General features: G+C 58.3%; 25 protein-coding genes, 1 tRNA gene and 1 riboswitch. Of the genes, 17 read left to right on the top strand and 9 right to left on the bottom strand.

Annotation, left to right across the window (positions count from 1 at the left end):
* Positions 1 to 84 precede the first annotated feature (84 nt).
* Positions 85 to 2,907, bottom strand: a complete 2,823-nt coding sequence (locus tag NF78_RS27070; protein ID WP_035994573.1) for a CBS domain-containing protein — start codon at positions 2,905 to 2,907, stop codon at positions 85 to 87.
* A 160-nt stretch (positions 2,908 to 3,067) separates the two neighbouring features.
* Between NF78_RS27070 and psbZ the strand changes: the two genes are divergently transcribed.
* From psbZ to NF78_RS27055, 3 genes are all read left to right on the top strand, one after another.
* A complete protein-coding gene (gene psbZ / locus NF78_RS27065; RefSeq protein ID WP_035994570.1) occupies positions 3,068 to 3,256 on the top strand; it encodes a photosystem II reaction center protein PsbZ in 189 nt (62 codons plus the stop codon).
* A gap of 13 nt (positions 3,257 to 3,269) precedes the next feature.
* The gene (ribH, locus tag NF78_RS27060) at positions 3,270 to 3,845 is read left to right on the top strand and encodes a 6,7-dimethyl-8-ribityllumazine synthase (protein WP_052051061.1); all 576 of its coding nucleotides are present in this window, start codon (positions 3,270 to 3,272) and stop codon (positions 3,843 to 3,845) included.
* 100 nt (positions 3,846 to 3,945) lie between these two features.
* A tRNA-Gly gene (locus NF78_RS27055) sits at positions 3,946 to 4,017 on the top strand.
* A gap of 134 nt (positions 4,018 to 4,151) precedes the next feature.
* Here the strand turns inward: NF78_RS27055 and NF78_RS27050 are convergent.
* Positions 4,152 to 5,945, bottom strand: coding sequence for an adenylate/guanylate cyclase domain-containing protein (locus tag NF78_RS27050; protein WP_072016292.1), 1,794 nt, complete (start codon positions 5,943 to 5,945; stop codon positions 4,152 to 4,154).
* 326 nt (positions 5,946 to 6,271) lie between these two features.
* Between NF78_RS27050 and NF78_RS27045 the strand changes: the two genes are divergently transcribed.
* Entirely contained in the window at positions 6,272 to 6,943 is a 672-nt protein-coding gene (locus NF78_RS27045; RefSeq protein WP_035994568.1) for a MarC family protein, read from the top strand.
* A 66-nt stretch (positions 6,944 to 7,009) separates the two neighbouring features.
* Here NF78_RS27045 and NF78_RS27040 read toward each other — a convergent pair whose 3' ends face one another.
* Positions 7,010 to 8,158 carry a pyridoxal-phosphate-dependent aminotransferase family protein gene (locus tag NF78_RS27040; RefSeq protein ID WP_035994565.1) on the bottom strand — a complete coding sequence of 383 codons (1,149 nt, stop codon included), beginning with the start codon at positions 8,156 to 8,158 and terminating at the stop codon, positions 7,010 to 7,012.
* A 397-nt stretch (positions 8,159 to 8,555) separates the two neighbouring features.
* Between NF78_RS27040 and NF78_RS27035 the strand changes: the two genes are divergently transcribed.
* Complete coding sequence (locus NF78_RS27035; RefSeq protein ID WP_035994563.1) at positions 8,556 to 9,062, top strand: ureidoglycolate lyase; 507 nt, start codon at positions 8,556 to 8,558, stop codon at positions 9,060 to 9,062.
* Positions 9,063 to 9,200: 138 nt separating this feature from the next.
* Here NF78_RS27035 and NF78_RS27030 read toward each other — a convergent pair whose 3' ends face one another.
* The 3 genes from NF78_RS27030 to NF78_RS27020 all read right to left on the bottom strand — a co-directional run bounded on the left by NF78_RS27030 (position 9,201) and on the right by NF78_RS27020 (position 10,781).
* The gene (locus tag NF78_RS27030) at positions 9,201 to 9,584 is read right to left on the bottom strand and encodes a DUF1636 domain-containing protein (protein ID WP_035994561.1); all 384 of its coding nucleotides are present in this window, start codon (positions 9,582 to 9,584) and stop codon (positions 9,201 to 9,203) included.
* Between the two features lie 75 nt (positions 9,585 to 9,659).
* Complete coding sequence (locus NF78_RS27025) at positions 9,660 to 10,097, bottom strand: hypothetical protein (protein ID WP_035994559.1); 438 nt, start codon at positions 10,095 to 10,097, stop codon at positions 9,660 to 9,662.
* 108 nt (positions 10,098 to 10,205) lie between these two features.
* Positions 10,206 to 10,410: riboswitch (cobalamin riboswitch) on the bottom strand.
* A gap of 62 nt (positions 10,411 to 10,472) precedes the next feature.
* The gene (locus tag NF78_RS27020; RefSeq protein WP_156119995.1) at positions 10,473 to 10,781 is read right to left on the bottom strand and encodes a hypothetical protein; all 309 of its coding nucleotides are present in this window, start codon (positions 10,779 to 10,781) and stop codon (positions 10,473 to 10,475) included.
* A gap of 295 nt (positions 10,782 to 11,076) precedes the next feature.
* Here NF78_RS27020 and NF78_RS27015 point away from each other — a divergent pair, with 295 nt between their 5' ends.
* From NF78_RS27015 to NF78_RS27000, 4 genes are all read left to right on the top strand, one after another.
* Positions 11,077 to 12,420, top strand: a complete 1,344-nt coding sequence (locus tag NF78_RS27015; protein WP_052051059.1) for an aminopeptidase P N-terminal domain-containing protein — start codon at positions 11,077 to 11,079, stop codon at positions 12,418 to 12,420.
* Positions 12,421 to 12,557: 137 nt separating this feature from the next.
* Complete coding sequence (locus NF78_RS27010; protein ID WP_035994554.1) at positions 12,558 to 13,319, top strand: response regulator transcription factor; 762 nt, start codon at positions 12,558 to 12,560, stop codon at positions 13,317 to 13,319.
* 308 nt (positions 13,320 to 13,627) lie between these two features.
* Positions 13,628 to 14,365, top strand: coding sequence for a response regulator transcription factor (locus tag NF78_RS27005; protein ID WP_035994552.1), 738 nt, complete (start codon positions 13,628 to 13,630; stop codon positions 14,363 to 14,365).
* 201 nt (positions 14,366 to 14,566) lie between these two features.
* On the top strand, positions 14,567 to 15,241 hold the full coding sequence (locus NF78_RS27000; RefSeq protein ID WP_052051058.1) for a hypothetical protein: 675 nt from the start codon (positions 14,567 to 14,569) through the stop codon (positions 15,239 to 15,241).
* Between the two features lie 94 nt (positions 15,242 to 15,335).
* On the opposite strand, the gene NF78_RS26995 is transcribed toward NF78_RS27000, so the two are convergent.
* Together NF78_RS26995 and NF78_RS26990 are read right to left on the bottom strand one after the other, a co-directional pair.
* Complete coding sequence (locus NF78_RS26995; protein WP_072016291.1) at positions 15,336 to 16,148, bottom strand: peptidoglycan recognition family protein; 813 nt, start codon at positions 16,146 to 16,148, stop codon at positions 15,336 to 15,338.
* Between the two features lie 137 nt (positions 16,149 to 16,285).
* A complete protein-coding gene (locus NF78_RS26990) occupies positions 16,286 to 16,741 on the bottom strand; it encodes a YbjN domain-containing protein (RefSeq protein ID WP_263970718.1) in 456 nt (151 codons plus the stop codon).
* Between the two features lie 256 nt (positions 16,742 to 16,997).
* Between NF78_RS26990 and NF78_RS26985 the strand changes: the two genes are divergently transcribed.
* A complete protein-coding gene (locus tag NF78_RS26985) occupies positions 16,998 to 17,819 on the top strand; it encodes an HAD-IIB family hydrolase (protein WP_035994547.1) in 822 nt (273 codons plus the stop codon).
* Between the two features lie 366 nt (positions 17,820 to 18,185).
* The gene (locus tag NF78_RS26980) at positions 18,186 to 19,388 is read left to right on the top strand and encodes a glycosyltransferase family 2 protein (RefSeq protein WP_052051057.1); all 1,203 of its coding nucleotides are present in this window, start codon (positions 18,186 to 18,188) and stop codon (positions 19,386 to 19,388) included.
* A gap of 122 nt (positions 19,389 to 19,510) precedes the next feature.
* Here NF78_RS26980 and NF78_RS26975 read toward each other — a convergent pair whose 3' ends face one another.
* Complete coding sequence (locus NF78_RS26975) at positions 19,511 to 21,082, bottom strand: DEAD/DEAH box helicase (protein ID WP_035994542.1); 1,572 nt, start codon at positions 21,080 to 21,082, stop codon at positions 19,511 to 19,513.
* Positions 21,083 to 21,220: 138 nt separating this feature from the next.
* Here NF78_RS26975 and NF78_RS26970 point away from each other — a divergent pair, with 138 nt between their 5' ends.
* The 6 genes from NF78_RS26970 (at position 21,221) to NF78_RS30150 (ending at position 26,898) form a co-directional block, all read left to right on the top strand.
* Complete coding sequence (locus tag NF78_RS26970) at positions 21,221 to 22,183, top strand: aldo/keto reductase (protein ID WP_035994539.1); 963 nt, start codon at positions 21,221 to 21,223, stop codon at positions 22,181 to 22,183.
* A gap of 121 nt (positions 22,184 to 22,304) precedes the next feature.
* Positions 22,305 to 22,589 carry a YkvA family protein gene (locus tag NF78_RS26965; RefSeq protein WP_035994537.1) on the top strand — a complete coding sequence of 95 codons (285 nt, stop codon included), beginning with the start codon at positions 22,305 to 22,307 and terminating at the stop codon, positions 22,587 to 22,589.
* On the top strand, positions 22,589 to 23,428 hold the full coding sequence (locus tag NF78_RS26960) for a metal ABC transporter permease (RefSeq protein ID WP_035994533.1): 840 nt from the start codon (positions 22,589 to 22,591) through the stop codon (positions 23,426 to 23,428). The genes NF78_RS26965 and NF78_RS26960 overlap by 1 nt, the downstream gene beginning before the upstream one ends.
* Positions 23,429 to 23,607: 179 nt before the next feature.
* The gene (locus tag NF78_RS30160; protein ID WP_072016290.1) at positions 23,608 to 24,426 is read left to right on the top strand and encodes an ABC transporter permease; all 819 of its coding nucleotides are present in this window, start codon (positions 23,608 to 23,610) and stop codon (positions 24,424 to 24,426) included.
* Complete coding sequence (locus NF78_RS30155) at positions 24,416 to 25,813, top strand: ABC transporter ATP-binding protein (protein ID WP_072016289.1); 1,398 nt, start codon at positions 24,416 to 24,418, stop codon at positions 25,811 to 25,813. The genes NF78_RS30160 and NF78_RS30155 overlap by 11 nt, the downstream gene beginning before the upstream one ends.
* Positions 25,814 to 25,902: 89 nt before the next feature.
* A complete protein-coding gene (locus NF78_RS30150) occupies positions 25,903 to 26,898 on the top strand; it encodes a class I SAM-dependent methyltransferase (protein ID WP_072016288.1) in 996 nt (331 codons plus the stop codon).
* The last annotated feature ends 73 nt before the right edge of the window (positions 26,899 to 26,971 follow it).

Genomic DNA, 26,971 nt, shown 5'->3' with positions numbered 1-26,971 from the left:
GCCACTTTAACCCGTTCTCAACCGGTTCAGGGCTCAGTGTGCCACTATCTTGCCCCCTGCCGCCTATCGCCTGCCGGGAACCGTTTACCCCCGGGGATAGTGCAGGGCCAGAAAGGCTTCGGCCTCGGTTACCGTGGCAATGTCACCGTTGAGCTGGGCGGCAAACAGGGCCTCTAGCATGGGCCGAAACTCCGGCCCTGGCCGGTAACCCAGGGCTTTGAGGCGGTTGCCGTCGACTAAGGCCGGGGCGACAGACCACTGCCTCAGGTGCCGCCAGATCGCCGGACCCAGGCGGCGGGGATGGCGGGCGCTGGCCAGCAGCAGGGTGGCGGTATCGGCCTGATCGAACGCGGCATAGAGCTGGCTGGGGGTAGGGTTGGTGGCCACCAGGGCCTGCCAGCGGTGTTCTCGCTCGTCGAGGTGGGCAAGGCGCTCCAGGCTGCGATCGCTCAAATGCAGATCGGCGGCCAGGGGCGATCGCGCCTCGGCGGGCACCGCCGCCAGCAGTCCCTCCAGCCGCAGCAGCCAGGGAGGGCCGACCTCGGCCCAGTCGAACTGCTCCAGCCAGCGGCTGAGGCGGCGCAGCTGCTGCCACAGGACTGAGGTCATGGCCAGATCGTCGTGCAGGCAGCGCAGGGCCTGGAGCTGGTCGAGCAGGGTCAGGGCCGCCTGCCAGTAGGGGGCTTCGAGGATGTACTTCAGCTCGTTTTTTAGCCGCGCCTGGAGGGCGGGGGCGCGCCTGACCTGGCGCTGCATTTGGGTGTAGGCTCCGCTGGCCAGGGCGTGGTGAATGTAGCCCTCGGTCTGGGGGTCAAGGCTGAACCCCAGGCGCACCGCAAACCGAACGGCGCGGTAGATCCGGGTGGGGTCCTCAATAAAGCTGTTGGCGTGCAGAACCCGAATCACGCCCTGCTGCAGGTCCACCAGGCCGCCAAAGTAGTCGAGCAGTTGCCCCGACCCAGGCTGGGTCAGCCGCAGCGCCAGGGCGTTGATCGTGAAGTCGCGGCGGTACAGGTCCTGCTGAATGGAGCTGGCCTCCACCTCGGGGTTGGCCGCCGGGTAGGGGTAAAACTCGGTGCGGGCCGTGGCAATGTCGATCATCAGCCCGGCCAGGCTGTGGTCCAGATCTTTGCGCCACACCAGCGACGCCGTCTGAAACCGCCCGTGCACCTGCACATCGACCTCGGGGAAGTGCTGCTCGATCGCGGCGGCCAGCTCCACACCAGCGCCTGCCTGAACCGGGTTAAGGCCGCCGTCGACCACCAGATCGAGATCGGGCAGGACGGTTGCGGTGCGATCGCTACAGATCAGCAAATCGCGCACCGCACCGCCCACCAGGTAGAGGTGCCAGCCCCGCTCCTGGGCGGCGGCGGCAATCTGCCGCAGAACCTGGTGCAGCGCAGGGGACAGACTGGTCTCCAAAATATGCTGCAGGGTGGCCGCCGTGGGGCGGGTCGGCAGCGCCTGGGCAGTGGCAAACGCCGACTCCTGGTGCAGGTGGCGCAGCAGATCGGTGCGGGTGACAATGCCGACCAGTGCCCCCTGGCGCAGCACCGGCAGCCGACCGACGTCGTAGGTCACCATCAGGTGCTCGATCTCGTTGAGGGGAGTGTCAGGGGCGATGGTCTTCAGGTTGGTGGCCATGTAGCCCTTCACCGGGGCGTGGCTAAAGCCGTGGTGGAGGGCCAGGTCCAGATCGCGGCGGGAGATTACCCCCACCAGGCGATCGCCTTCGTCCACCACCGACAGCCCGGAATGGCCGTAGCGCAACAGAATGCGCTGGGCCTCGCGAATGGTCGTGTCGGGACGAATGGTCCGTACCGGCGACGACATCAGGTCGCGGGCGGTGGGTTGGGGGGGGAGCTGCGATCGCGCCCGCTCCAGCAAGCGCTGCATCACGGCCTCCGGCTCAGCCGTAGTCAGCGACGCCGAAGCCGCCGTGGGATGGCCGCCGCCGCCCAACGGGGTCAGCAGCGCCCCCCAGTCCAGGCGATCGCCCAGGCCACTCCCGGAGCGAGCAATCAGGGTCAGCTTTTGAGGGACGGGTTCTGCAAAGGCGCGATCGCCTGGCGCGCCTTCCCCCTGGTCCGCCGCCGCCAGTTTGGTGCTAGAAGTCGCGCTCGAATAGTAGGCCCCAAACAGCAGGGCGTCGGCTTCGGCCAGCGACATCAGCCGCTCGGCCAAACCCGAGAGCCCTGGCAGGTAGCGATCGACTGGGATCAGCACCCAGGCCAGGCGCTGGCCCTCCACTGTCTCCACCTGAAGCGCTGCCAGCACCGCAGTCAGCAGATCCTGCAGGGTCGGGCTCAGCCCCGGCTCCACAAAATCGGCCATCACCGCCAGGCTGGCCCCGTGACCCATCAGCCAGGCCAGCGCGGCGGCATCGCGGGCGGTGGCGGTCTCATACAGCAGCGAACCCGTATCCACATGAATGCCCAGGGCCATCACCGTCGCCTCGGCCACAGTGGGCTCAATGCCCCGCTGCTGTAGCGCTTCTACCACCAGCGTCGTTGCGGCCCCTACCGCCTCAATCGTTTTTTCCTCAGCTTGCACCAGGGCCGCTGTGCCATCAGGCTCCTTGTTAGCGGGATCCTCGGCGGTGGGATGGTGGTCGTATACGGTGATGGGTACCTGATTTTTGACGGCCTGGGCAATCCAGCCTGCCGCCGGGCCAAACCGCTCCGGCTGCTGGGCATCGACCAGGGTCAGGTGGTGAATGTGGCTGGGGTCTACGGCCCGCCGCTCAATCAGCGGGTACTCGTCGCGGTGGAGGGCCAAAAACCGCTGCACCGTGGGGTGACTGCCCCCGGTTAACACGATTCGCCGTCCCGGCTGCAGGCGGGCCAGCCCCACGGCGGCCCCCAGGGTGTCAAAGTCGGCGGTGGTGTGGCAGAGCACTAGGTCCATAGGTTGGGGTCGTATCTTTTGAAACCGTACTTTTCCCAGGGGCCTCTTTCTGATAGCGTACTGGTTAGGGTAGTGTGGCTGCTAACCTGGTTCTGGGCTATTTGCCGGGTTGCTTACCGCCGTCTCCGCTGCTGTGTTTGAGAGAGCTAAAGATAAACCAATGGTAATTCTGTTTCAACTCGCGCTGTTTGCCCTGGTGCTGATGTCATTTGTGCTGGTGGTGTATGTGCCGGTGGCCTACGCCTCTCCCCAGGACTGGGACCAGTCCAAGAAACTGATCCTGTTTGGCTCCATTATCTGGGGTGTGCTGGTGGTTGTCGTCGGCGGCCTCAACTACTTTGTGGTGTAGATACTAATTTTTTATGGCGGTATTTGAAGGCACGTTAGTTTCCACAGGGTCTCCCCGGTTTGCCATTGTGCTGGGCCGATTCAACGATTTAGTCACAGGCAAACTGCTGGAGGGCTGTCAGGACTGCCTCAAGCGCCACGGCATCGACGTTAGCCCCGAGGGTACTCAGGTGGACTACGCCTGGGTACCGGGCAGTTTTGAGATTCCGCTGGTAGCTCGCCAACTGGCGCTCAGCGGGCGCTACAACGCCATTATCTGCCTGGGGGCCGTCATTCGCGGCTCTACTCCCCACTTTGACTATGTGGCGGCAGAGGTGGCCAAGGGCGTCGCCGCCGCTGGATTTCAAACCGGGGTACCGATCATCTTTGGGGTACTCACCACCGACACCCTGCAGCAGGCCCTGGAGCGGGCGGGCATCAAGGCTAACCACGGCTGGGACTACGCCATGAGCGCCCTGGAAATGGCCAGCCTGATGGGGCAGATTCACTCGGTGATGGGCAGCGGTGCCGCCAATGGTGCGGCTCGCCTGGGGCCTGGGGTGGCGGTAACGGCACAGCCGGTGATTGGCCCAGAATCGGGCTCGGCCTAGACTCAAAAAAATCCAAAAGGATGTTGACATAGTCACCGTTTTTTGAGATTCTAGGTAAAGTCAAAACCAGCGAACGAACACCTCCGACTCTGGTTTTTATGCGGGTATAGCTCAGTGGTAGAGCGTCACCTTGCCAAGGTGAATGTCGCGCGTTCGAATCGCGTTACCCGCTTATTAAAGCTTAGTGCCATCATTTTTTAGATTCGGCTCAACGCTATCTTATCTTCCTGATACAGCCGGGACGGTTATTCCTGTAGGGGACGGCGTTAATTCAAACTCAGGCTAACCCAGGCTGAAGGGGCTAGCCTAAGTGACCGTGGGCAGTTCGGTGCTGCCAGAAGCAGCGTTTACGGTCTTTAGCGGGCAAAACAGGGAGTCGGGACGGTGTCCGCGCAGCCAGTAGGTTTCCATCTCGCCCCGGCCCTTGACGGCAATACAGCCGCGTTTTTCGAGCCGATAGTTGTCCTTGAGTCTTTCGTAGGTGGCGGCGGTCACCTGAATCTGGCCCGGCTCGCTCGACGACTCCATGCGGCTGGCCACGTTGACGGCATCGCCCCAGAGGTCGTAGATAAACTTTTTGGTGCCAATCACCCCGGCGACCACCACCCCGGTGTTGATGCCAATACGAATTTCGATTGGCTCTCCCGATTCCGCCTTAAATGAGGCCGTCACCTGCTGCATGGCCAGGGCCATTTCAGCGATCGCCTCGGCATGGTCGTCCTTGGGCGTGGGCAGTCCAGCGGCCACCATATAGGCATCGCCGATGGTCTTGATTTTCTCTAGCCCCAGCTGCTCGGCCAGGCTGTCGAAGGCGGAGAAAATTTGGTTGAGCAGGTCGACCAGCCGAATGGGGGACATCCGGTTGGAGAGGCTGGTAAAGCCGACGATATCGGCAAAGAGAATGGTCACCTCGTCGAAGTGCTGCGGAATAGAGGCCTTGGTTTGCATGAGTTCCCCCGCGATCGGCGCGGGCAGAATGTTCAGCAGCAGCTGCTCGGCCTTTTGCTGTTCGGCGGTCAGTTTTTCACGGCTGATCTGCAGCTCCCCCAGCATGTCGTTGATCTGGTTACCCAGGTGGCTCAGCTCGTCGGTGCCCGGCACCGTCACCCGCTGGCTGAGGTCGTTGGAGCGACCAATCTGCTGGACCTGCTGGCTCAGCCCCAGCAGCCGTCGCAAAATAACGCGATCGAGCAGCAGCAGCATTCCGCCCGTAAACACCAGGCACGACCCCAGCAGTGACCAGCCCAGGTAGTGGCGGCTAACCTGCCCCTGGTAGTAGATCTCGCGGGGCAGTCGGACCTCCAGCAGGGCCTGGGGCTGGCCGTAGAGGTCGGGCCACAGCATGTAGCCAGCCAGGGTATCGGCGGATTGGGGTTGCACCAGGGTCGGGGCCGGGTCGGGCGCTTTCTCCAGGCTGGCGAGAATGGACTGAAGCCTGTCTGGCAGTTCGTTGGCGGCGATCGCAGATTCAGGCAGTGGGTGTAGATGTAAATTAAGGCGGGTGCGCAGAGCCAGGGATTCAACCACCGCCGGGCTCACGTAACGGCCCATCAGCAGGGCACCGCGGGCGGGCCCGGTGGCATCGCTGCGCAAAATCGGCTCCACGACCACCAGCATCAGCCGACCGTCGATAACGATTAGCCCCTCGTGGTGGGCGGCCAGGTGCTCAAACTGCACTAGCGGGCTGCCGGGGGTCAGCTGCGGCGGTAGATCGGGCGGCAGCGGCGAAAAAGCTCTGCTCTCGAAGTCATAGCTGGTGCCGTAGACAATCTCCCCCGTCGGGTCTACAAAGGCGACCAGATTGAGCTGCAAACTCTCGAAGGCGTATTTGCTGAGGTTGGACTCCACATAGTCAGGGTCACCGCTTCGAATGAAGGAGTAGGTATCATTCCAGGCAGCCCAGTCCTCCGTGAGACTCTGGAGTTGAGCCAGATCGCCCGCCATCACCTGGTTGACCCGCTGCAAGTTGCGCTCGGCGTCCTGCCGTTCGAGGCGGCCATAGCTGCGCTGCAAGATCATCGAAAAACTGCCAAACAAAATGGCCATCAGCCCCAGCAGGGGGAGGGTCGTCAGGAGCAGAGTTTTGTGACGCAGATTCATAGAGGGGGCGGGGGGTGGCACCCCTCAAAATTACCTGTATGTTGCCCAGCGTAGACCAGCGGGGCGACGTCCCTTACCAAGGCTTTCAAATTAATCGGTGTTGTTGGCTGTATTTGTAAGGCTGGCTGAGCTGTAGCGTTACCAAACTTAATTTCAAGCCAACGGAGCTGAGTTGGGCTGGGCAAACACCGTCAGGCCTCTGGCTTAGCTTCGCCGCTGCCCCTGCGCCAACCTCCTGCCTTGCATTGGGGTGACGCGATTCCAATTTGATTTGATGACCCATTCCAAAACGACGTTAAATTTTAGGAAATCTCCCAGTCGACCCCATGCCCTTCGTTTTGCCGCTGTTTGCCAAAGCCTTTTTTACGCTATTCGTGGTGATCGACCCGGTGGGGCTGACGCCCTTGTACCTGGCTCTGGTGAGCGATCGCACCGCAGCCGAGCAAACCCAGATCGCCACCCGAGCCGTGGTGGTGTCGGCCATCATTCTGCTGGGCTTTGGGCTCACGGGGGCCTACCTGCTGCACAACCTGGGCATTAGCCTGCAGGCCTTTCAAATAGCGGCAGGGTTTTTGCTGTTTAAAATTGCCCTCGACATGATCTTTGTGCACCAGGAGCGCGAAACCGAGGCCGAGGCCCAGGAGGCCGAGGTGCGGCAGGACGTGAGCGTCTTTCCCCTGGCGATTCCGCTGATTGCCGGGCCGGGCAGCCTGGCCAGTATTCTGGTGCTGTCGCGGGAGTCCACCAACTACTACCTGGGCCTCAGCGTGGTGCTGGCGGCAGCGGGGGTGGTCATTTTGTTGTGCTATGTCTTTTTGCTGCTGTCCCAGCCCCTGGGCAAGCTGCTGGGCCAGATTGGCATCAATGTGGTGACCCGGGTGCTGGGGGTGCTGCTGGCGGCGCTGGCGGTACAGTACATGCTCGATGGGTTGCTTAGCGTGCTGCAGTTGCCGCCCGCCCAGGCCTTTGGCCTCGACACCGAGTTGCCGAAATTGTAAAAGACAAGACCTCGGAGTTTTAGTCAAAACTCCGAGGTCTACACCGGCTTCTCAGCCAAGGGGGCTCTAGGCCAGCAGCACCTGCCCAGCGGCGTTGACCCCAGCGCCGGGGGTGAACTGGTCGTAGCCCAGGTGGGTGAGGGCAGCTTCCAGGCCGGCCACTGCGGTCAGAATGTCGCGATCGCACACAAAGCCCAGGTGCCCAATTCGAAAGATTTTGCCCTTGAGGTGGTCCTGGCCCCCGGCCAGGGCAATGTCAAACTGCTTTTTCATAATCGAGCGAATCTGCTCCGCTTCTACCCCCTGGGGCATGACAGCGGTGATCGCCGGGCTGGCACAGTCGTCGGCCCCAAACAGCGGCAGATTGAGGGCAGCCATGGCGGCGCGGGTGGCCCGCTTCTGGCGATCGTGACGGGCAAAGATAGCTTCCAGCCCCTCCTTCTGCATCATCTGTAGCGCTGCCTGGAGGGCAAAGAACAGGTTCACCGGCGGCGTGAAGGGCGTCGTGTTTTTGGCGGCCCCTTTGCTGTAGGGCTTCAGGTCCAGGTAAAACTTGGGCAGGGTCGCAGTTTCGTAGGCCTCCCACGCCTTGGCACTGACGCTGACAAAGGCCAGACCGGGCGGAATCATGTAGCCCTTCTGCGATCCGGAAGCGACCACGTCCAGCCCCCACGCATCTACCGGGACGGAGCAGGCCCCCAGACTGGTCACCGCATCGACCATGATCAGCGCACCGTGGGCTTTGACGTGGCGGTTGATGGTTTCCAGGTCGTTTAGCACCCCGGTGGAGGTTTCGCTGTGGGTGATGATCACCGCTTTGATGGCCTTGGCGGTGTCGGCCTCCAGCGCCGCTTTAAAGTCCTCCGGGTTCAGCGGCTTGCCCCACTCCGCGACGATCTCCTGGGTATCGAGGCCGTAGGCGCGGGCCACCTGGCCCCAGCGTTCGCCAAACTTACCGTTGTTGCCCACCAGCACTTTGTCGCCGGGGCTGAGAAAGTTGATGATGCCGGCTTCCATAGCCCCGGTGCCGCTGGCGGCCAGCACCAGCACATCGTTCTGGGTTTGGTGCAGCCACTTGAGGTTTTCGGTCACTTCGGCCATCAGGGCGCTAAACTCGCCGCTGCGGTGGCCCATGGGGTGCTTGGCCATGGCCATCAGCACCTGCTCGGGGACAGGGGTCGGCCCCGGAATCATCAGCATCAACTTGTTATCCATGGCTGCTACTACCCAACTCTGCGATCGAAGGAACAAACCTTCAGCTTATCAAGAAGGGTAAAGCCTGGGGCATTTCTTTGGCGTGTCGTAAGAACTGCCTATTGATGTAGCTCCTATTAGTTATCGTTTCATCGGTTATGCAGCGTTTTAACTTGCCAAAACCAACGGTCTATCACGGTTAATGCACTGCTGGTTAACTCGCTATATTGCTGCATAAGAGCGGCATGCTCTTGCGATCGCAGCCCTGTCTGCATCGCCATTAACCCCCCGCCGTTTGCCAGGAAAGCAGTGGGCTGATTCGCAAGGGGCGAAGATCGGGACGGCAAGCGGTTGGTTAGACTAGCAGGCAAGACAGGAGCCGGTTAGAGAAAGTAGGTTTGTTACACATCAACTGACAATGTCTCTCCCCCTTACGCTTCAACACCTGACGGTGCAGCCCATTACGCCAGAGGGCTTTGCCCCCTTTGGCCAGGTGATTTTCCCCAGCGCCGACGGTGCCCCTTTCGGCCCTGCCGACGCCCAACTCCAGCTCGATCGCGGCGTTCCCCGCTTTTACCTGATGATCCTGGAGGGCAGGGGCACCCGATTTCGCACCATTACCCGCCACCAGCGCTGCACCCAGTGCCTGGGGGCGCTGGAGGGCAGAGACTGGCTGATGGCGGTAGCCCCACCGGGAGCAGCGCAGCACCCCAATCCCCAGGACATTCGCGCTTTTCACATTCCCGGTCACTGCTTTATCAAGCTGGAGGTGGGCACCTGGCACGCGGGGCCATACTTTCGCCACCCCGCCGTCAGCTTCTACAACCTGGAGCTGAGCGATACGAACATCACGGATCACGATACGTGCAACCTGGGGCAGGTGTTTGGGCTGGAGTTTGAGATTGGTGGGCGGGTAAGTGAGTAGGTGGGTAGGCGGGGGGATGGGTAGATGAGTGGGTGGGCGGGTAGGTCAGCCTTTCCTACACATCTACACATCTACACATCTACACATCTACACATCTACACATCTACACATCCACTCACCCACTCACCCACTCACCCACTACCGCGCGATCGCTGCCTCCATCGCCAGGGGTGGCAGCACGTAGGCGGTGGCCTGCTTGATCGCAGGCGATCGCAGCCCGTAGGGCACCTTGCCTGTATCGGCCTGGGCGTACTGGTGGCAAAACTCGGCCAGGTCAGGGGCAGCCTGGCGGGGGGACAGGTCATTGAAGATAAACGTGAGCTTGCCGGGGGCGCTCAGGGCGGCATTGCAGGCGCGATCGCAGGCGGCCATGCAGCGCACAGGCTGCAGGTTGACTGTGCCGTCCTCCAGCTGAGGGGCTAGCTGGTCGATCAGGTGCTGGCCGCCGGTGGTGTTTTCAGCGCCAGCTTCGGCGGCGGGAAATTTACACAGGGCACAGACAAACAGAGTGGGTTGGGTCATAGTTGACAGGTTATGAAGAGAGAGACCATTGGGCAGCGCCAGCCATCGCGGTGGCGCGGGAGAGATAGGGACTGGTTAAGGCATTGGCACCGGGCTAAACTCGGCGGCGCGATGATTCAGCTGGTGAAAGCACTCCGGTGGGGGCACCGCCCACCCCTGCAAGCAGGTGATGTAGGGGGGCGAGTCGGCCAGCAGCAGCAACAGGGCGTCCTGAGCCGGGTCGTAGGTGACCAGGGCCTGGTCCAGTGGCTGTCGCTGATCGGGGTCTAGGCCCAACTCGCCCCAGCAGCGCTCTAGATGCGTCTCGCTGACAAAGCGAAGCGTATGGGATACGGCTACCCGTTCCCAGTCCACCGCTGCGGTAGCCTCTGCCACCTCGCACACCACCAGCCCCCGGCCCTGGGTCAAAAACCCCTGCCAGGCCGCGTGGCCAATGGCCAACCAGTACTCGCGAATAAACAGCGGCTGCCAGTCTCCCCAGCAGCCCTGCCACACACTTTTATGATTTCCCATGGCCTAACCTCTGAGCGGCTGGGCTGGGGAGATCGTCAACGGAAGCCCTGGACGCCAGTGCGCCAGGACAACTAAAACGCTATAGGCAGTCATCTGTACCTCGCAGATGGGAAAGGAACATCCATCGGCGGGCATTCTGACTTGCTCAACTTTGGACTTGCGATTTTAGACGCTGGCGTCACGTTCTACCAGAATCTAAAATTTGAGGCCTAAAATCAGCTCACAGCTGCGGGACAGTGGCAGATTCTCACTGCGCTTTCCCCGTTTCCTTCAGCGGCTGTTCCCCGCTGAAACCGACAGACCTGCATCCTAACACCTCAAGGTCAGGGCGATGGGCCGCTGGCGGAGATTCTTGACCTGGGACCGATCGCGGGGCTAGGGCGCCTGGCGGCGACGATAGGCCGCCATATAAACCACGTTGTCGCCAGCGCGGTGGTCACCGTGGGAGGCCACCAGCCCAGCGGCCTTGACCCGCTTGGCCAGGCCCACGGGCAGGGTAGACCCAGGCTCGGGGGGCACCCAGAGCTGTTTGAAGCTGACAATCAGCTCAGCGTCTGGGGCCCAGTCCTGCTGGCGCACCCAACAGCGATCGCGATCGCACCGGACAACTACAAAATCTGGCACGTGGTCATCCTGTCCCTTGAGACGAACCCGTGACCCTGGCCGAATTGTTAAGGAAGCCATAGCGCTGCACCTGAAATAGGCTAGCCGTTATAGACCTAACAATAGTTCATTTGAACTGATTTTTGAACAGGGTTTATAGAGAAGGTTAATTATGAATTCATTCTAAAAGATCTCGGGGAGGTTTGGGGTTAACGGGTAGTGCTCAGGGGTTAACGCTAGATTTAGGCAAGTCGCCGTCCCTACCCTCCAGCCGTGGTGCTCTGGCACCAGATTGCCCCACCCCAGATGGCTCCACTTCAGGCTGCCAGCCAGAAGCCATGGCAGACTAAAAAGATGTTGTTGGCTCCAGGTGTCTATGTCTGCACAGACTGCTCCACTACAGGCTACCCCACCGCTGGCCAGAGTGCTCCAGCGCCGCCGCGATCGCCTGGCCGAGCTACATCCAGGACCGGTGCTGCTGTGGTCGGGGCAGGCCGTAGCGCGCAACTTCCCCGCCAATGTCTACCCCTTTCGGGCCAGCAGTCACTTCCTCTACTTTGCCGGTCTGCCCCTGGCCAATGCGGCTATCCACCTGGAAGCGGGCCGACTGACTCTGTTTATGGATGACACGTCCCCCGAGGCGGCCCTGTGGCACGGGCCAACCCCCAGCCGGGACACCATTGCCGCCGAAATTGGGGCGGCGGCGGCATACCCCTACGACCAGGTGGACCGCTTCCGGGCAGAGGTGGCCCTGCTGCCCGCCCAGGCCAGCGCTGAGCCAGACCGCAGCCGGGCCCTGGTGGATGCCCTGGTGGCCCTGCGTCTGCACCACGACGATGGGGCGCTGGCCGAAATAAAACGCGCCGCCGCCGTGTCGGTAGCGGCCCACCGGGCGGGAATGGCCGCCACCCCCAGGGCCACTACCGGGGCCGAGGTGCGGGCCGCCATGGAGCAGGTAATAGTGGCCCGAGGCATGGCCTGCGCCTACAACAGCATTGTCACCGTCCACGGCGAAGTGCTGCACAACGAGCAGTACCACCATGCCCTGGCCGCCGGAGAGCTGCTGCTGGCCGACGTGGGGGCTGAAGCAGCCAGCGGCTGGGCCTCAGATATTACCCGCACCTGGCCGGTTTCAGGAAAATTTACCGCCCCCCAGCGGGATATTTACGACGTGGTGCTGGCCGCCCACGACGCCTGTATTGCGGCGGCCCGGCCCGGCGTCGAGTACCGCGACCTGCACCTGCTGGCCTGCCGCACCCTGGCCGCCGGGCTGGTGGATCTGGGCCTGCTGTGGGGCGACCCCGACAACCTGGTGGAGCAGGATGTCCACGCGCTGTTCTTTCCCCACGGGGTGGGGCACCTGCTGGGGCTCGACGTCCACGACATGGAAGACCTGGGCGACGCGGCGGGGTACGCCGCCGGGCGGGTCCGCAGCGATCGCTTTGGGCTTAAGTTTCTGCGCCTCGATCGCCCCCTGGCCGCCAATATGGTAGTCACTATAGAGCCTGGGTTTTACCAGGTCCCCGGCATTCTAGAGCCGGCCCGGCGATCGCAGCAGTACCGCGATACGGTGAATTGGCAACGGCTGGAGGCGTTTCAGGGGGTGCGCGGCATTCGCATCGAAGACGATGTGCAGATTACCCCGACCGGCTGCACGGTCCTGACCGAGGCCCTGCCTACCCAGGCCAGCGCGATCGAAGCCCTGGTTGGCCCGGCTTAGCCGACCAGGTGGTACAGCGCTGGGTTGCGGTTTTGGCATAGGTATTGTGCTGGTTTTATAAAGTCTTAGCCTTCCTGGGGCTGTCCCATCCCTCCGGTGGCTGATATGATCGCAGTGAGCCGTTTTTAACCATTCCCATGGATTCTGTAGATCTTTTGGCCCAGACCCAGCCCAGCCTGCGGGTGGGATTAGGGCGGGTGCTGGTTGTCGAAGATGAAGAGCTGATTCGAGAAACGGTGGCCCTGGGGCTGGCCGAGGAAGGGTTTGACATTTTGCTCGCCGAGGATGGTTTGACTGCCCTCGACATGCTGGGCGGCACCTCAGTTTCCAGCCGCACCAATCGTCCCGAGATTAACCTGGTGGTGCTTGACCTGATGTTGCCCGGCATGAATGGCTTGGACCTGTGCCGCCTGCTGCGTCACCAGGGTATTGACGTTCCCATTCTGGTGCTCAGCGCCAAAGGTACCGAAACAGACCGGGTGGTAGGCTTAGAGATTGGGGCCGATGATTACTTGACCAAGCCGTTTGGCATGCGCGAACTGGTGGCCCGCTGTCGGGCACTGCTGCGACGGCAGCGGGGTAAGGCTACCGTCGAACCGGACAACGTGCTCAGGTTTGAAGACATTACGCTGCACCCTCAGGAGTGTCGGGTTTTTCTCCACGGCGAAGAAATTAACCTCTCCCCCAAAGAATTTCGGATTCTAGAGCTGTTTATGAGCCAGCCGCGGCGAGTTTGGTCTCGCGATCAGATCATCGATCAGGTCTGGGGCCACGACTTCATGGGCGACAACAAAACTGTGGATGTGCATATCCGCTGGATCCGCGAAAAGCTAGAGGCTGACCCCAGCCATCCCCAATACCTCAAAACGGTGCGCGGCTTTGGCTATCGTCTGGGCTAGCGTCGTTGGGTAGAGATGTCGCGAGCATTTTTTCAGAATTGCAGGTCTCAGGGCAAGGTATTGGGTCCTGGAAATGCTTGCTTTGACTGGGGTACAGGGGAATTGATCGAGGGAGTAGACGCTTTATTAAGCAAGGCGGAGTGTTTACTCCGGGACGGTTTAACTTCGGCAACAAATAAACCTGTGGCTGAATTTCTCGTTTAGGCTATGTAAGCAGGGGTGCATAACCGAGCTGCGTGCCAGGGTCGAGGTCGTGGCCTGTGGTCGCTAAGGTTTACCTGCGGTTGCTTTAGACCTGGTATAACGTCATGCCGCTCACCGTTTTAATTGCGGAAGACGACGAGGGTACTCGCCTTTCGCTGTGTGACTATCTGGAACTTGAGGGTTACTCCGTGCTGATGGCCAGCCATGGAGAAATGGCTCTGCAGCAAGTGTTTAGCCATCAACCCCAGCTAATCATTACCGACATTGGTATGCCTGGGCTGGATGGCTATGCGCTGGTGCAAAAGGTGCGTCAGTTCCCAGCCTTTCGGCTGCTGCCGGTGATCTTTCTAACCGCTCACAACCAAACAAAAGACCGCATTAAGGGCTATCAGCTGGGCTGTGATCTCTACTTGCCCAAACCCTTTGAGCTTCAGGAAGTGGGTGCCATTGTGCGTAACTTGCTGGAGCGATCGCAGCTGATTCAGTCGGCGTGGATTCAGCAGGTGGCCCTGAGCACAGCCCAGCAACGCGCTATGCAGACCACCGATATGGTTGCCGAGGTACTTTCCCCAGGGGCTTCAGCCACGGCTATCGGGGCAGATTCAGAGGCGGCCGCGCCCTGGGGCGGTCCCTCCGCGGACCTGGCGGCAGATTTTACCGCGCGGGAACAGGACGTGCTGGCGTTACTTTCCGATGGGCTGTCCAATGCTCAAATCGGCGATCGCCTGTTTTTGAGCCCCAGAACCGTTGAAAAGTACGTCAGCAGCTTACTGCGCAAAACCGACACCAGCAACCGCTCAGAGCTGCTGCGGTTTGCCATCAGCCATCACCTGGTGCCCTAGAGCTGTCCTCAATTAGCCTCTGATACCCGAGAGTCAGGGGCTACAGCCCTAACCTGATTTTGTTGGGCGTAGCGCCGCTGATGGATAGCTATGGCCAGAACGGTTAGGGCGTTTCATATCCTCCTGAAGCGGTGGTGATAGGTCACTGCGCTAGGTCAGGTCTGGCCAGTCATTCTTAACAAAAATCCTCAAGAATTTACCGTGGTCCGCTTAAACCGAGTTCTGCTGCTGTTGCTGCTGCCGCTGGCCAGCTGCCACTGGTTTGTAGTTTCCGAATCGCTCCCCCCTGAGCCCTCGCCCCCTGAGCAGAGCGCTCCTGTCCCGCCCCATGTGGATACCCTGGTGATTCCGGGGCAGCGGGTTGGGCCTGTGGTGGCTACCACCAGTCGAGCTGAGCTGGCGGAGATCTATGGGGAAGCCGCCCTGGCAGACGGCTCGATTGCCATGGGAGAGGGCACGACAGAGGCCGGAACGGTCGTCACCCCTGGCCCTGACCAGCAGTTTTCGGTGATCTGGCAGGATGCCAGCCAAACCCGCCCCCAGTTGATCAAAGACTTTGGTCCCGCCTGGCAAACCCCTGAGGGGTTGGGGGTGGGCGTTCCCTACTCGGAGGTGGAATCCGCTCTGGGCGAGTTTCAGCTCTACGGCTTTGCCTGGGACTACGGCGGTACGGTGATGCTGGCGGGAAGTCATCTGGAGCGGTACGAAGGGTACCTCCTGCTGCGGCTAAAACCGGCGGACACAGCCCTCGATCGGCACCCCGAGGCCTACCAGTCGATGATGGGCGATCAGCTGTTTGCCAGCGACAATCCCCTCCTGGACCAGCTAGAGGTTGCGGTTGGCGAGATGGTGGTGTACTTGGAACCGCTGCCCTAGTATTGGCGGGCAGAAATATGGCAACCCTTGCTTGGGGTGTTGGGTGCTAGGTTTAAGGTTTTAGGAGTAGTTGGCTGACTTATGCCGCAGGGTACTAGCTGGACAGCCCACTGCGGGAGGGGTAGCGGCGCAGCAGCGCAAAGAAGCTCTGCCCGTTAAAGCTGCGGGGGTCCATCCGGCTGCCGGAGCGATCGACCGCCTGGTGGGTGGTGATGCGGCTGTCGGGGATGGTGGTTTGGGCCAGCAGCCAGGCCAGAGAGGCATACTGAGCCTGGGTATAGCCGCTGTGGCTGCGGCGGTTGTTCATGCCGTCGCTGGGGGTTTCCAGGGAAATGTGGTAGGCAAAGTTGTTGACCGAGGGGGGAAAGGCCGGATTGGTGCGGACGGTTTCGGGTCCGTTGGGCCCGTTGAATATCGAGTTGCCTGCGCCAAAGGCCCGCTTTTCGGGCGGCACAATGTAGTACACCGTGCCGTCGCGGCCAATCAGGGTGTGGTAGCTGACCTGATCCTGGTCGCGGGGGTGGTGGGTGCGAAACAGGTTGATCGCGCTCTGGGCCGAGCCTACGGTTTCATGCAGCACGGCGATGAAGTCGTTGGTCAGGACCTGACCATTGATGTCGGTGGCGAAGCGATCGCCGTAGTTGGAGGGATCGGCCAGGGCGGTGACCTGGCGCGGAGCGGTGGCCTGGGCTAGCTGCAGATGATCGGGAACGGCAAAATCGGTTGGGCCGGGCTGCAGAGCCTTGAGCGGTTGTAGGACCGTGTCGTTGGCCGTGGGCATAGGGGGAAGCCCCTGCACTGTTAACTGCGGCTGCAGCGGTCCCGCCGCTCGGACAGGGGACAACCCCAGGGTGAGCAATGCCACCAGGAGCCCCCCCAAACCAATCCAAATCCACCGACGAACCACAGCAACCTCCCCTAGCGCAACGGGCCAGCCTAGTTTTAACGTGAAATGGGCTCAACGGAAGCTCATTTGACAACAAAACGGTCAAAATTCTGGCCCTTTTTCTGAGCCAATCTGGGGCTAATCTGGGGCCATTTCAATCAGGATGCCCAGCGATCGAGGGCGCGCTTGCCCCCCCAACGGGCCACAATCTCGTCGTCGTAGTTGTCGGCGATCCGGATGACGGTAGTGACCGAGTGATTCAACCCCCGGCGATCGCAGGTTTCCCCCACCAGGCTGTGCTCAAACACAATGTCGTCTTCGGCATCGTAGGCAAAGCGCCCAAAGTAAATGCCGTTGTTTTCGCGCAAAAGGTAATAGCTCAGTTCAGCGGTGAGCTGAATGTCGGTGACCACGTAGGACCGGGTGGTAATCAGGGTTTCATCCTGATGCCAGGGCACAACACGGGTGGAGGCTACGGCGGATCCTAGGTTGACGATGAACAGGGGCTCGTCCTCAAAGACCACCAGCGACTCGCCAAATAGCTCGTGCATCCAGGGCAAAATTCGATGGTAAACCTCCTCCTGTCCGGGGGTTCTAAACTCCATAACATTCATAGCGAGGGGCAAACAGCAAAACCTCAGCCGTAGCTAAAGTCTTACCAGATTATCCTTAGAGCGGACCCAAAGAAAAGCTGTCCAGGTATTGTCTCATCCTCGCTTTAGAAACGGAAAGTAGGAAAATTTAGCCTAAGGATAGAGCACCACCGCCGCTCAGGCCAAGAGGTATGAATTCCTGCGGTAGGCTTGGGATAGTTCTGTCCTGAGCCTGTCTGCCTGACCATTCCCCTGCCACACCTACCACCCCCGTGCCATGGCCTGTATTGTGTTCACCGATCTCGACGGTACCCTCCTCAACGGCGAAACCTACGCCTACGAGGCAGCCCTGCCGACCCTGGCCAAACTCACCGCCCTGGGCATTCCGGTGGTGCCCGTGACCAGCAAAACCCGGCAGGAGGTGGCCCAGCTGCGTCAGGACGTGGGCCTGTACGACCCGTTTGTGGTCGAGAACGGCAGTGCCGTCTACATTCCCACCGACCAGACTCGCTTTGCCCTGCCTCCGGGCGACGACATTGACGGTTACCGGGTGCTACAGCTGGGCTGTAACTACGTCACCGCCCGGGCCGGGCTGAAGGCGATCGCCCAGGATCTGGGCCGTCCCCTGAAGGGCTTTGGCGACTGGAGCGTCGATCAGGTGGTTCAGCTCACCGGGCTATCGCCACAGGAGGCGAAACAGGCCAAGGCCAGAGAGTTCACTGAGCCCTTCATGACCCCCAAAAACGTGCCCTCCGATCAGCTGCGGGAGGCCGTGGAGGCGATGGGTTTCCAGGTCGTGATTGGCGATCGCTTTTCCCACCTGATTGGGGCCGAAGCGGGCAAGGGCAAAGCCGTACACCGGCTGGTGCAGCTCTTTCAGGCCCAAAATCCTGACGCTCAGACCATTGCCACCATCGGCCTGGGCAACAGCCCCAACGACCTCGATATGCTCGACAACGTTGACTACCCAATCGTGCTGCCCAGCGCCCACGGCCCCCACCCCCAGTTGGCCGACCGGGGCTGGCCCGTTGCCCCCGCCCCCGCCCCGGAGGGGTGGGCGATGGCGGTGGAGCATGCCCTGACCCAGATTGCGGCCTAGGGCGGGTCATCTTTGGGGTTGACAGCCCCTAGGTGGCTGCCAGGCCAAAGGGTGACAGGCCAAAGGGGGACAGGCCAAAGGGGGACAAGGTTAGTGGGGTGTCAGGTACAGGTTATCGGGTTTCAGGCCTGCCCTGAACCTGCCACCTGATACTTGCTCCCTGCTACCCTGCCCCCTGCTACCCTGCCCCCTCTGTTCCCTGGCTATATTTGAAGCTCCTGTAAATCTAGGGGCCAGGCTGGGGCGGCGATCGCCCCATTTCGGTAGGGTAGCTAAGCATGGCAGAAGCTATCGGCGATTTGCGTCATCTTGGGCAATCGCCTGGGCAACCTGAAAGCAACCATTCACCGGGGAAGATTGGCCGCTATGAATGTAAGTTGGAGTGCGTTGTTTACCGCAGCCCTGGCTATGGTGCCGCTGCTGTTGCTGGTGACCTCGGCCTTTTTCGCCCTGGAATGCCTGTCGGCCCTGCTCAGGCGGATTCCCGAATCGACCCCGGCTTCCCTGGCGGCCGATCGCTCCCTGGCGGTGTTGGTACCCGCCCACAACGAGGCGGGCGGCATTGGGGCAACGCTGGCTACCATTACCCCCCAGCTGCGGCCGAGCGATCGCCTGGTGGTGATCGCCGACAACTGCACCGACAGTACCGCCGCCGAGGCCCGTCAGGCTGGAGCCACCGTGATCGAGCGTCAGGACTTTACCCGGCGCGGCAAGGGCTATGCCCTCGACTTTGGCCTTCGCCACCTGGCTGACAACGCCCCCGACCTGGTGGTTTTTGTCGATGCCGACTGCACCCTGCATCCCGGTGCTCTGGCTGCCTTAGCCAGTCAGGCCCAGCGCACCAACCGCCCTGTCCAGGCGGTTTACCTGATGGAAAAGCCCGCTAATCCGGGGCTGAAGGATGGCATTTCGGCCTTTGCCTTTAAGGTTAAAAACTGGGTGCGCCCCCTGGGGCTGTACGGACTGGGGCGGCCCTGCCTGCTGACGGGCACCGGCATCGCTATGCCCTGGGCAGCGGCAACTTCCGTGAGCGTTGCCAGCGGCCACATCGTCGAAGACATGAAGCTGGGGCTGGATCTGGCCCTGGTGGGCTATGCGCCTCAGTTCTGTCAGGGGGCATGGGTGACCAGCCGCTTGCCCAGCGGCGACGGGGCCGCCACCACCCAGCGCACCCGCTGGGAGCACGGCCATCTGCAAATCTTTACCGAGTACGTGCCCAGGCTGCTGGGTCAGGCGGTCCGGCAAGGGCGTTTAGACCTGCTGGCCCTGGCTCTGGAGCTGTCGGTGCTGCCGATTACGCTACAGGTGATGGCGGTGGTCGCGATCGCCCTTCTGAGCCTTGGGCTGGCCCTGGCTGGCCTCAGCGGGCTGCCCGCCGCCCTGGCCCTGGCGGCCCTGGTCTGCCTGGTGACCGGCATCGGCCTGGCCTGGGTGGGCTACGGCCGCAGCGACCTGTCCCTGCGAGACATCCTGGCGGTGCCCGCCTACGTGCTGGGCAAGTTCTCGATCTTCTCCAGGTTTTTGACCAAGCCGGAACAAACCTGGATCCGCACCGAGCGCGACGGCTGAGTTCCCTGCCGTAGAGTGCATTCGCGCAAAGCGCAATTCACCGCAGGGAAAAACCTCCAGCAGCGGTACATTGCTGCGCGTCGGCAAAGCCTCGCCCATGGCGTTATGCACCCTACAGTTGGTTAAAGAACCTGACGGAGATTGGCCAGACGATTAAAGCTGCCGGGGCCGCACTCTTTCTCAAACTCTTGCACAATCCAGTCCTGGCGCTTGCCGATGCGCTTGGCGCTCTTTTGCAGGTACTCAAAGTACTCCAGCATCTGTTGGGGGGTGGGCCGGGAGCCAAAGATCGAGCCGAAGCACCAGGCATCCTTGGGCCACCGACCGCAGTGCTCCCAGAACGATCGCTCGGCCCAAGTGGGCGCGTTGCGGCGCATATAGGCGCGACGGCGGTGGCTGTGGAACAGCTCCACCAGGGTGGGGATGTCGTTGATCTGGTGGGCCTGGTCGGCGGAGTAGATCTCCACCATATCCTCCAGGTTGAGCGGGCGCTCGGTGATCCACTGGTGGCCGCAGTCGGGGCACTTAGCGATAAACGACAGCACAATTCGCCCGCACTGGGGGCAGGGCTTGGTAGGCGCGGGCTTGCCGCTGCCGCCGCCGTCTTTCTTCACCGGCAGGTGGTAATCCTTGATGTCCTCCGGAAAGCCCAGCCGCTCTAGGTTGCCCGCCTGGTCGAGAATGATGCCGTACTGCTTACCCGTCTGGGGCGAAATTCGCATCACGCGACCAATCTGCTGCAGGTGCAGGGCGCTCGACTGGGTGGGCCGCAGCATCAGCCCCACCTCCACACTGGGCTCGTCAAAGCCGATGCTGATCACGTTGCAGGAGGTGAGTACCAGAATTTTTTCCTCCCGCAGCTCACTGTACATGCGCTTACGGTCTTTGATCGGGGTGCCGCCTTCGACAGTTTCTGAGGGAACACCCGCCGTCTGGAAGGCGTCAGCCACGTGGCGGGCGTGCTCGATGTCGACGCAGAAGGCGATCGTGCGCTTGCCGGGGCACAGGCGCTGCCACTCAGAGACGATTTTTTCGATTAGCTCGGGGCGATCGCAGGCATTCTTCAGCCCGGCTTCGTCGTAGTCCCCCCGCACGGTCTTGACCTCCTTCAGGTTGGCAACGCCATCGGGGGGCATGCTGTAGTACTTCATCGGGGCCAAAAAGCCTCGCTGCTGCAGGTCGCTGGGCACCGGCGAGGCCACCAGAGTATCCATATAGTCGCCCAGCTGCTCCTTGCCTAGGCGCTCCGGTGTCGCTGTCATCACCAGGTGCACCGCATTGGGAAAGGTTTTCAGCACCTTCTTGCCCACCTGGCTGAACAGGGTGATGTGCCCTTCATCGTAGAACACCACATCGGGCACCCACTGCTGCCACCAGCGCCGCTTGGCCATAGTCTGAATGCTGGCAATCTGAATTGGGGCCTCGCGATTTTCTTCCCAACCCGCCTTAATAAAGCCGCAGTGGAGGCCAAAGGCTTTCATCTTTTCGTAGGTCTGACCTACCAGCACGTCCAGGTGGACCAGAAACATCAGCCGTTTGCCTGCCCCCTCGGCGTGGGCGCAGATCTGGCCGCTGATCACCGTTTTGCCCGCCCCGGTACCGGCTACGATCGCCACCCGCTTGTGCCCTTCGTTGAGCTTGCGGTAGAGGTCGTTGATCAGGTCAACCTGGTAAGGGCGGAGTTGGGGAGGCATGGGGAGAGAATTATGGATTTTAGATTTTGAGCTAGCCCCAAAATCTAAAATCCATAATAAACCAGTACTAGCTTCCGCCCCCCGGCTCAAGCCTGGCGTTATCATGCAGGTAACGAAATTCAGGGATGGCGCTTGAGCATGGACAATCGCAGGCTGGGCAACACCGACATTGAGATCACGCCGCTGATCTTTGGTACCTGGCAGGCGGGCAAGAGCGGCTGGGTCGGCATCGAAGACCAGGCGATTATCGAGGCTATGCGGGCCGCGCTTGAGGCGGGCATCACCACCTTTGACACGGCGGAGGTCTACGGCAATGGCTACTCGGAAGAACTGGTGGGCAAGGCGCTGGGGGACAGGCGCGACCAGGTGATTCTGGCCACTAAGGTTTTTGCCAACCACCTGAAGGCTGACCAGGTGATCGAGGCCTGCGAAAATTCGCTCCGGCGCATGCAGACCGACGTGATTGACCTGTACCAGATTCACTGGCCTTCGGGGTCGTTCAACAGCGAGGTAGTGCCCCTTGGCGAAACCATGGGGGCGCTGAACCAGCTCAAAGAGCAGGGCAAAATTCGCGCGATCGGGGTGTCGAACTTTTCGGTCCAGCAGATCGAAGCGGCCATGCAGTTTGGCCGCATCGATAGCCTTCAGCCGCCCTACTCCCTCTTCTGGCGCGGGGTCGAGACCGAGCTGCTGCCCTACTGCGTCGAGAACAATCTCACCATTCTGGCCTACTCGTCCCTGGCCCAGGGGCTGCTGACGGGTAAGTTTGGCCCCGACCACCAGTTTCCGAAAGAAGACATTCGCAGCAAAAACAAGCTGTTTCAGCCGCCGCTCTACGACAAGGCCCAGGCGGCCCTGGACCGGCTGCGGCCCATTGCAGAACGCCACCACACCACCCTGGGCAACCTGGCCCTGGCCTGGCTCGTCGCTCAGCCCCAGACAACGGCGATTGTCGGGGCGCGCAACGGTTCGCAAGCTACGGAGAATGCTAAAGCTGCGATGGTGAACCTTTCCGCCACCGACCTGGCGGAAATCGACGCCATCAGCCGCACCGTCACCGACCACCTTCCCGCCGACCCGGTGATGTGGGCCTTTGGGTGATGGGCCACCCCAGACAGGCTTTGCGGCGGCGAGAAACACCCTGCCCAATGGGCTCGACTGGATTGTATTACAGTAATTGAGGGTGGATGGCTCAACTGCCCCCAAACATTCTCCTGTGCCTATGAAAATTCCGGTTTTTGGCCGTATTTATAACAGTTTGCTCAAGCATCCTCGCTACCGCTGGGTGGTGATGGGGGCATCGCTGATTTACTTGATCAGCCCCATCGACATTTCCCCCGACCTGATTCCTGTGGTGGGCTGGATTGACGATGGTGTGGTGGCAACCCTGCTGGCGACCGGCATTACCCAGGTGCTGCTCGATCGCCGCCAGGCGGTGAAAGAGCAAAAGGCCCTGACCAAACAGGACGATACGGCGGCCGTATCGGTTGATTCTGAGGTCTTGTAATGGACTGGCTGCTTGACCCGCTGAGCTACGAATTTATGCGCCAGGCCTTGCTGGCCAGCCTGCTGGTGGGGGTGTTGTGTCCTATTGTAGGTACCTACCTGATTGTGCAGCGCATGGCTATGCTAGGGGACGTGGTGGCCCATGGGGTGCTGCCGGGACTGGCGATCGCCAGCTTCTTCAACCTGCCCGTTTTACTGGGGGCCTTCGCCTGCGGCCTGTTGAGCACCGGCGTGATCGCCTGGATTCGCACCCAATCGCGCATCAAAGCCGATACCGCGATGGCAATTACCTTTTCCACCTTTTTCTCTCTGGGCATTACCCTGCTGACGGTGCTTCGCAGCCGGGTATCCCTGGAGCAACTCCTGTTTGGCGACATCCTCAGCATTAGCGCCAGCGATGTCTGGCAGATTGGGGCGATCGCAGCCCTGGTGCTGGTCGGTGTCGGCCTGTTTTACAAAGAGCTGCTCTTCTTCACCTTCGACCCCCTAGGTGCCGAAGCTCTAGGGCTACCCGTCAACCGCATCAACCTGGGCCTGATGGCGGGCATCACCCTCGCCATTATCGCTGGCATCAAAACTGTCGGGGTGATTCTGGTAGTAGCGCTGATGGTAGGCCCTGCCGCCACCGCCTATCTGCTAGTTAAGGAGCTGCACTGGATGATGGGTTTGGGTGCTACCCTAGGTGTGCTGTTTAGTGTGGTAGGTATGTACGGCAGCTACTATCTGGATATACCGTCGGGACCTGCGATCGGTTTGACGGTATTTACTGGTTTCTTGCTTGCCCTACTGTTCAGCCCCTACCAGGGAATTATTAGCCGACAGATTAGCGACAATTGTTAAAATTTTTGATGCTAAATTTCTTCATAAATGCAGGATGCAAGAGTAGATGATTTTGAGTGTTTATAGGGGGCGAGAAAGATACACATTATTTTCTGTCATTCTCTCATATAAAATTTGAGGGCTAGTTTGCGTAGCTTGCTGGCTTTCTTATTTTACGTAACATAAATAGACTAGAACCAATGCAAAACTTTAGTTCCTCTCCACATGAATTGGTAGCTAGCTTCTGGCGACATCGCGAGCTAATTAGAGCTCTTACTCAGCGTGAGATTATAGGTCGTTATCGTGGTTCTACTCTGGGTATTGTATGGTCATTTATCCATCCAATGTTCATGCTAGCTGTATACACTTTTGTATTCAGTGTTGTTTTTCAAGCAAGATGGGGAGGAGGCAGTGACTCAAGAGCTGAATTTGCTCTAGTGCTTTTCGCGGGATTGATTATTTTTAATCTTTTTGCAGAATGTATTAATCGAGCACCTAGCTTAATTGTTTCGAATGCTAATTATGTTAAGCGAGTCGTGTTCCCATTGGAGATATTACCGTGGATATCCTTAGGCTCAGCCCTATTCCATGGATTGATTAGTATCCTTGTATGGATAATATTTTATTTTATACTCTTTGGCGTACCGCAAGCAAGTATATTATTATTGCCACTTGTTATTCTTCCACCTATTTTATTGACAATTGGAGTCTCGTGGTTTTTTTCAGCACTAGGGGTATACCTGCGTGATGTTTCACAGGTTACAACGATTCTAACTACAGTCTTAATGTTCATGTCTCCAATTTTTTATCCTGTCTCAGCTTTACCCGAGAACATTCAGCCTTTATTAATATTGAACCCTTTGGCTCCTGCCCTTGAGCAGTTCAGGGGAATTCTGATATGGGGTGAAGTACCCAGCTTACGCGTATGGTTGCTTTATTCAGCTGCAACGGCTGCTGTAGCCTGGTTTGGTTTTGCATGGTTTCAAAAAGTTCGTGGGGGCTTTTCTGATGTCCTCTGAAATCGCTATCAAAGTTGAAAATATCAGCAAGTGCTACCAAATTTACGAAAAACCTCAAGATCGCTTACTTCAATTTTTTTCAAGGGGAAATAAGCAGTACTATAAAGAGTTTTGGGCACTTAAAAATATATCTTTCGAGGTTAAAAGGGGCGAAACCTTTGGAATTATTGGTCAAAATGGTAGTGGCAAGAGTACACTCCTACAGATACTTGCGGGAACCTTAGCTCAAACAAGTGGCGAAGCCATTGTCAATGGTCGAATTGCGGCCCTATTAGAGCTAGGTAGTGGCTTTAACCCCGATTTTACAGGGAAAGAAAATGTTTATTTAAATGGCAGTATTTTAGGTTTAAGTCACCAAGAAATAGAAGGTCGATACGATCAAATTGTCAAATTTGCAGATATTGGCGATTTTATTGATCAACCTGTGAAGACTTACTCCAGCGGCATGTTTGTACGACTTGCATTTGCCGTTCAAGCACATATTGATGCCAGTATCGTTATTATTGATGAAGCTTTAGCTGTAGGAGATGTGTTCTTTAGGCAGAAATGCTATTCTCGCCTTGAGCAGTTGCGAAACTCCGGGGCTGCAATTCTTCTAGTGTCTCACTCTATGCCTGACATAGAACAGTATTGCGAACGGGCCGTTTTGCTGGATCATGGCCACCAAAAATTTATTGGGGAAGCGTCAGAGGCAAGCAAATACTATTACTTGTTGCATCAAGAAAGAACTGAAAGGCATGAAAATAAATCATACAATTCGAGTGGTGAACTTCAAAACACTAACAGAAAATCTAGCATTTCTTCTGATCGACCACCAGTTGAAGCTTTCATAAATTTATCAGACAAACCTCAAGTCAGTAATGGACAAGCTAGCTGTTCAGGAGTTGCGTTAACCAATGTAAAAAACGAACCTTGTAATATATTCAGGCAAGGCGAGATTCTTGTTTTATATTATGAATTCTTGCTAACTTCTGATATAGGAATTCCTATATGTGGAGCTGTTATTTCCAACGAGAGAGGCATTATTGTCCATGGCAAAAACAATTGGGAAGCTGACACAATGATTAAAACCAACCTTCATAAAGAAGATATTTTTTCATGCAGACAAGAAATTGTATTAGATATTGCTCCAGGTGATTACATAATTGAAGTTGGTTTTGCCTCAATTGTCTTATCTGAACCTGAGCGTTTTTTTGACCTTTCAAATGAGGAATTTAGTGCCGGAGAAAATCGCATCTGTCATGTCCCTAATGCCGCACATTTTTCGGTAGGCCTAGCGGTACGAAATAACAAATATTTCTTGAAGCATCACGGAGTCGCTGATTTACCAACTAAGTTTAAATTGTCTACTGTTTCAAACGGAGATAAAGAATGGCTAAGTCAATAATTTGTTGGTGCGGTTGCGATGACTTTAAACCATTCTCTCCTGAATATTTAGAATGCAAAGCTTGCAGAACGCTAGTATCCTTAACCCCCTTGTCTGAGGAGGAACTAGTAGTCAATGATGATGATGTGGATTTTTATGGTAAGCAATATTGGCTTAATCATCAAAATCAAGATTTAGGTTTTCCTGACATTTTTGCTCGAACTCGTAATGATTTAACCGAGCGCAACCTTCATTGGCTCAAAATTTTGATGAAGTATCGTTTGCCCTCTTCAGATGTCTTAGAACTAGGGTGTAGCCACGGCAGTTTTGTAGCACTTATGCAACAAGCTGGATATTGTGCTGCTGGTGTCGAAATGAGCCCGTGGGTTGTTTCTTTTGGAAAAGAAACTTTTGACGTACCTATTTATTTAGGGCCTGTAGAAAATCTTGATTTAGCTGAAGGTAGCTTAGACGTAATTGCTTTAATGGATGTGCTAGAACATCTGCCTGACCCAGAAGCAACTCTCAAGCACTGTTCTCGGCTTCTTAAACCGGATGGTTTTTTCCTAATTCAAACTCCAGACTTCAAGGAAGACCTGAGCTATCAAACTCTGAGAGATAATGATTCTTCGTTCCTAGAGCAACTTAAAGCTGATGAACACTTATTTTTATTTAGCCAACGATCAGTTAGTCAACTCTTAAACCAAATCGGATTTGAGCACATTCATTTCGAACCCGCTATTTTTTCTGGTTATGACATGTGTTTTGTCGCTGGAAGAGAATCCTTTACTGTTCATTCAGTTGATGAGAGGGAAAAGTCTCTCTTAAGTAATCTTTCTGGAAGAATGGTGTTAGCGCTACTAGATATTCGAGAACGGGAACTGGCTTTGACAGAACAGTTGACTGCTTGCGACGCTGATCGGATAGATAAATTAAGTCAAATTAGCAATTTGTCGGATTGGCTCAAGCAAACCAAAGCTTCACTGCAAGAAACTCAAGCTTTGTTAGAGGCAGCTCAATACAAAATGTCTAATCCCTTGACCAAAGCTTCGATCAAGATATCTTCCTTGTGCGATCGCGTATTGAGAAAATTATTGAAGGAGTAATAACCAGAAGATAGAGTTTTAACTTTTCTGTGGCATAAAAAAGCTTGGACGCTGTATCCACACAGTGAAAAGT

This window comes from Leptolyngbya sp. KIOST-1 (genome assembly GCF_000763385.1).
In the GTDB taxonomy this organism is placed as follows: domain Bacteria; phylum Cyanobacteriota; class Cyanobacteriia; order Phormidesmidales; family Phormidesmidaceae; genus Nodosilinea.
This window is presented reverse-complemented; position numbering and strand designations above follow the sequence as displayed.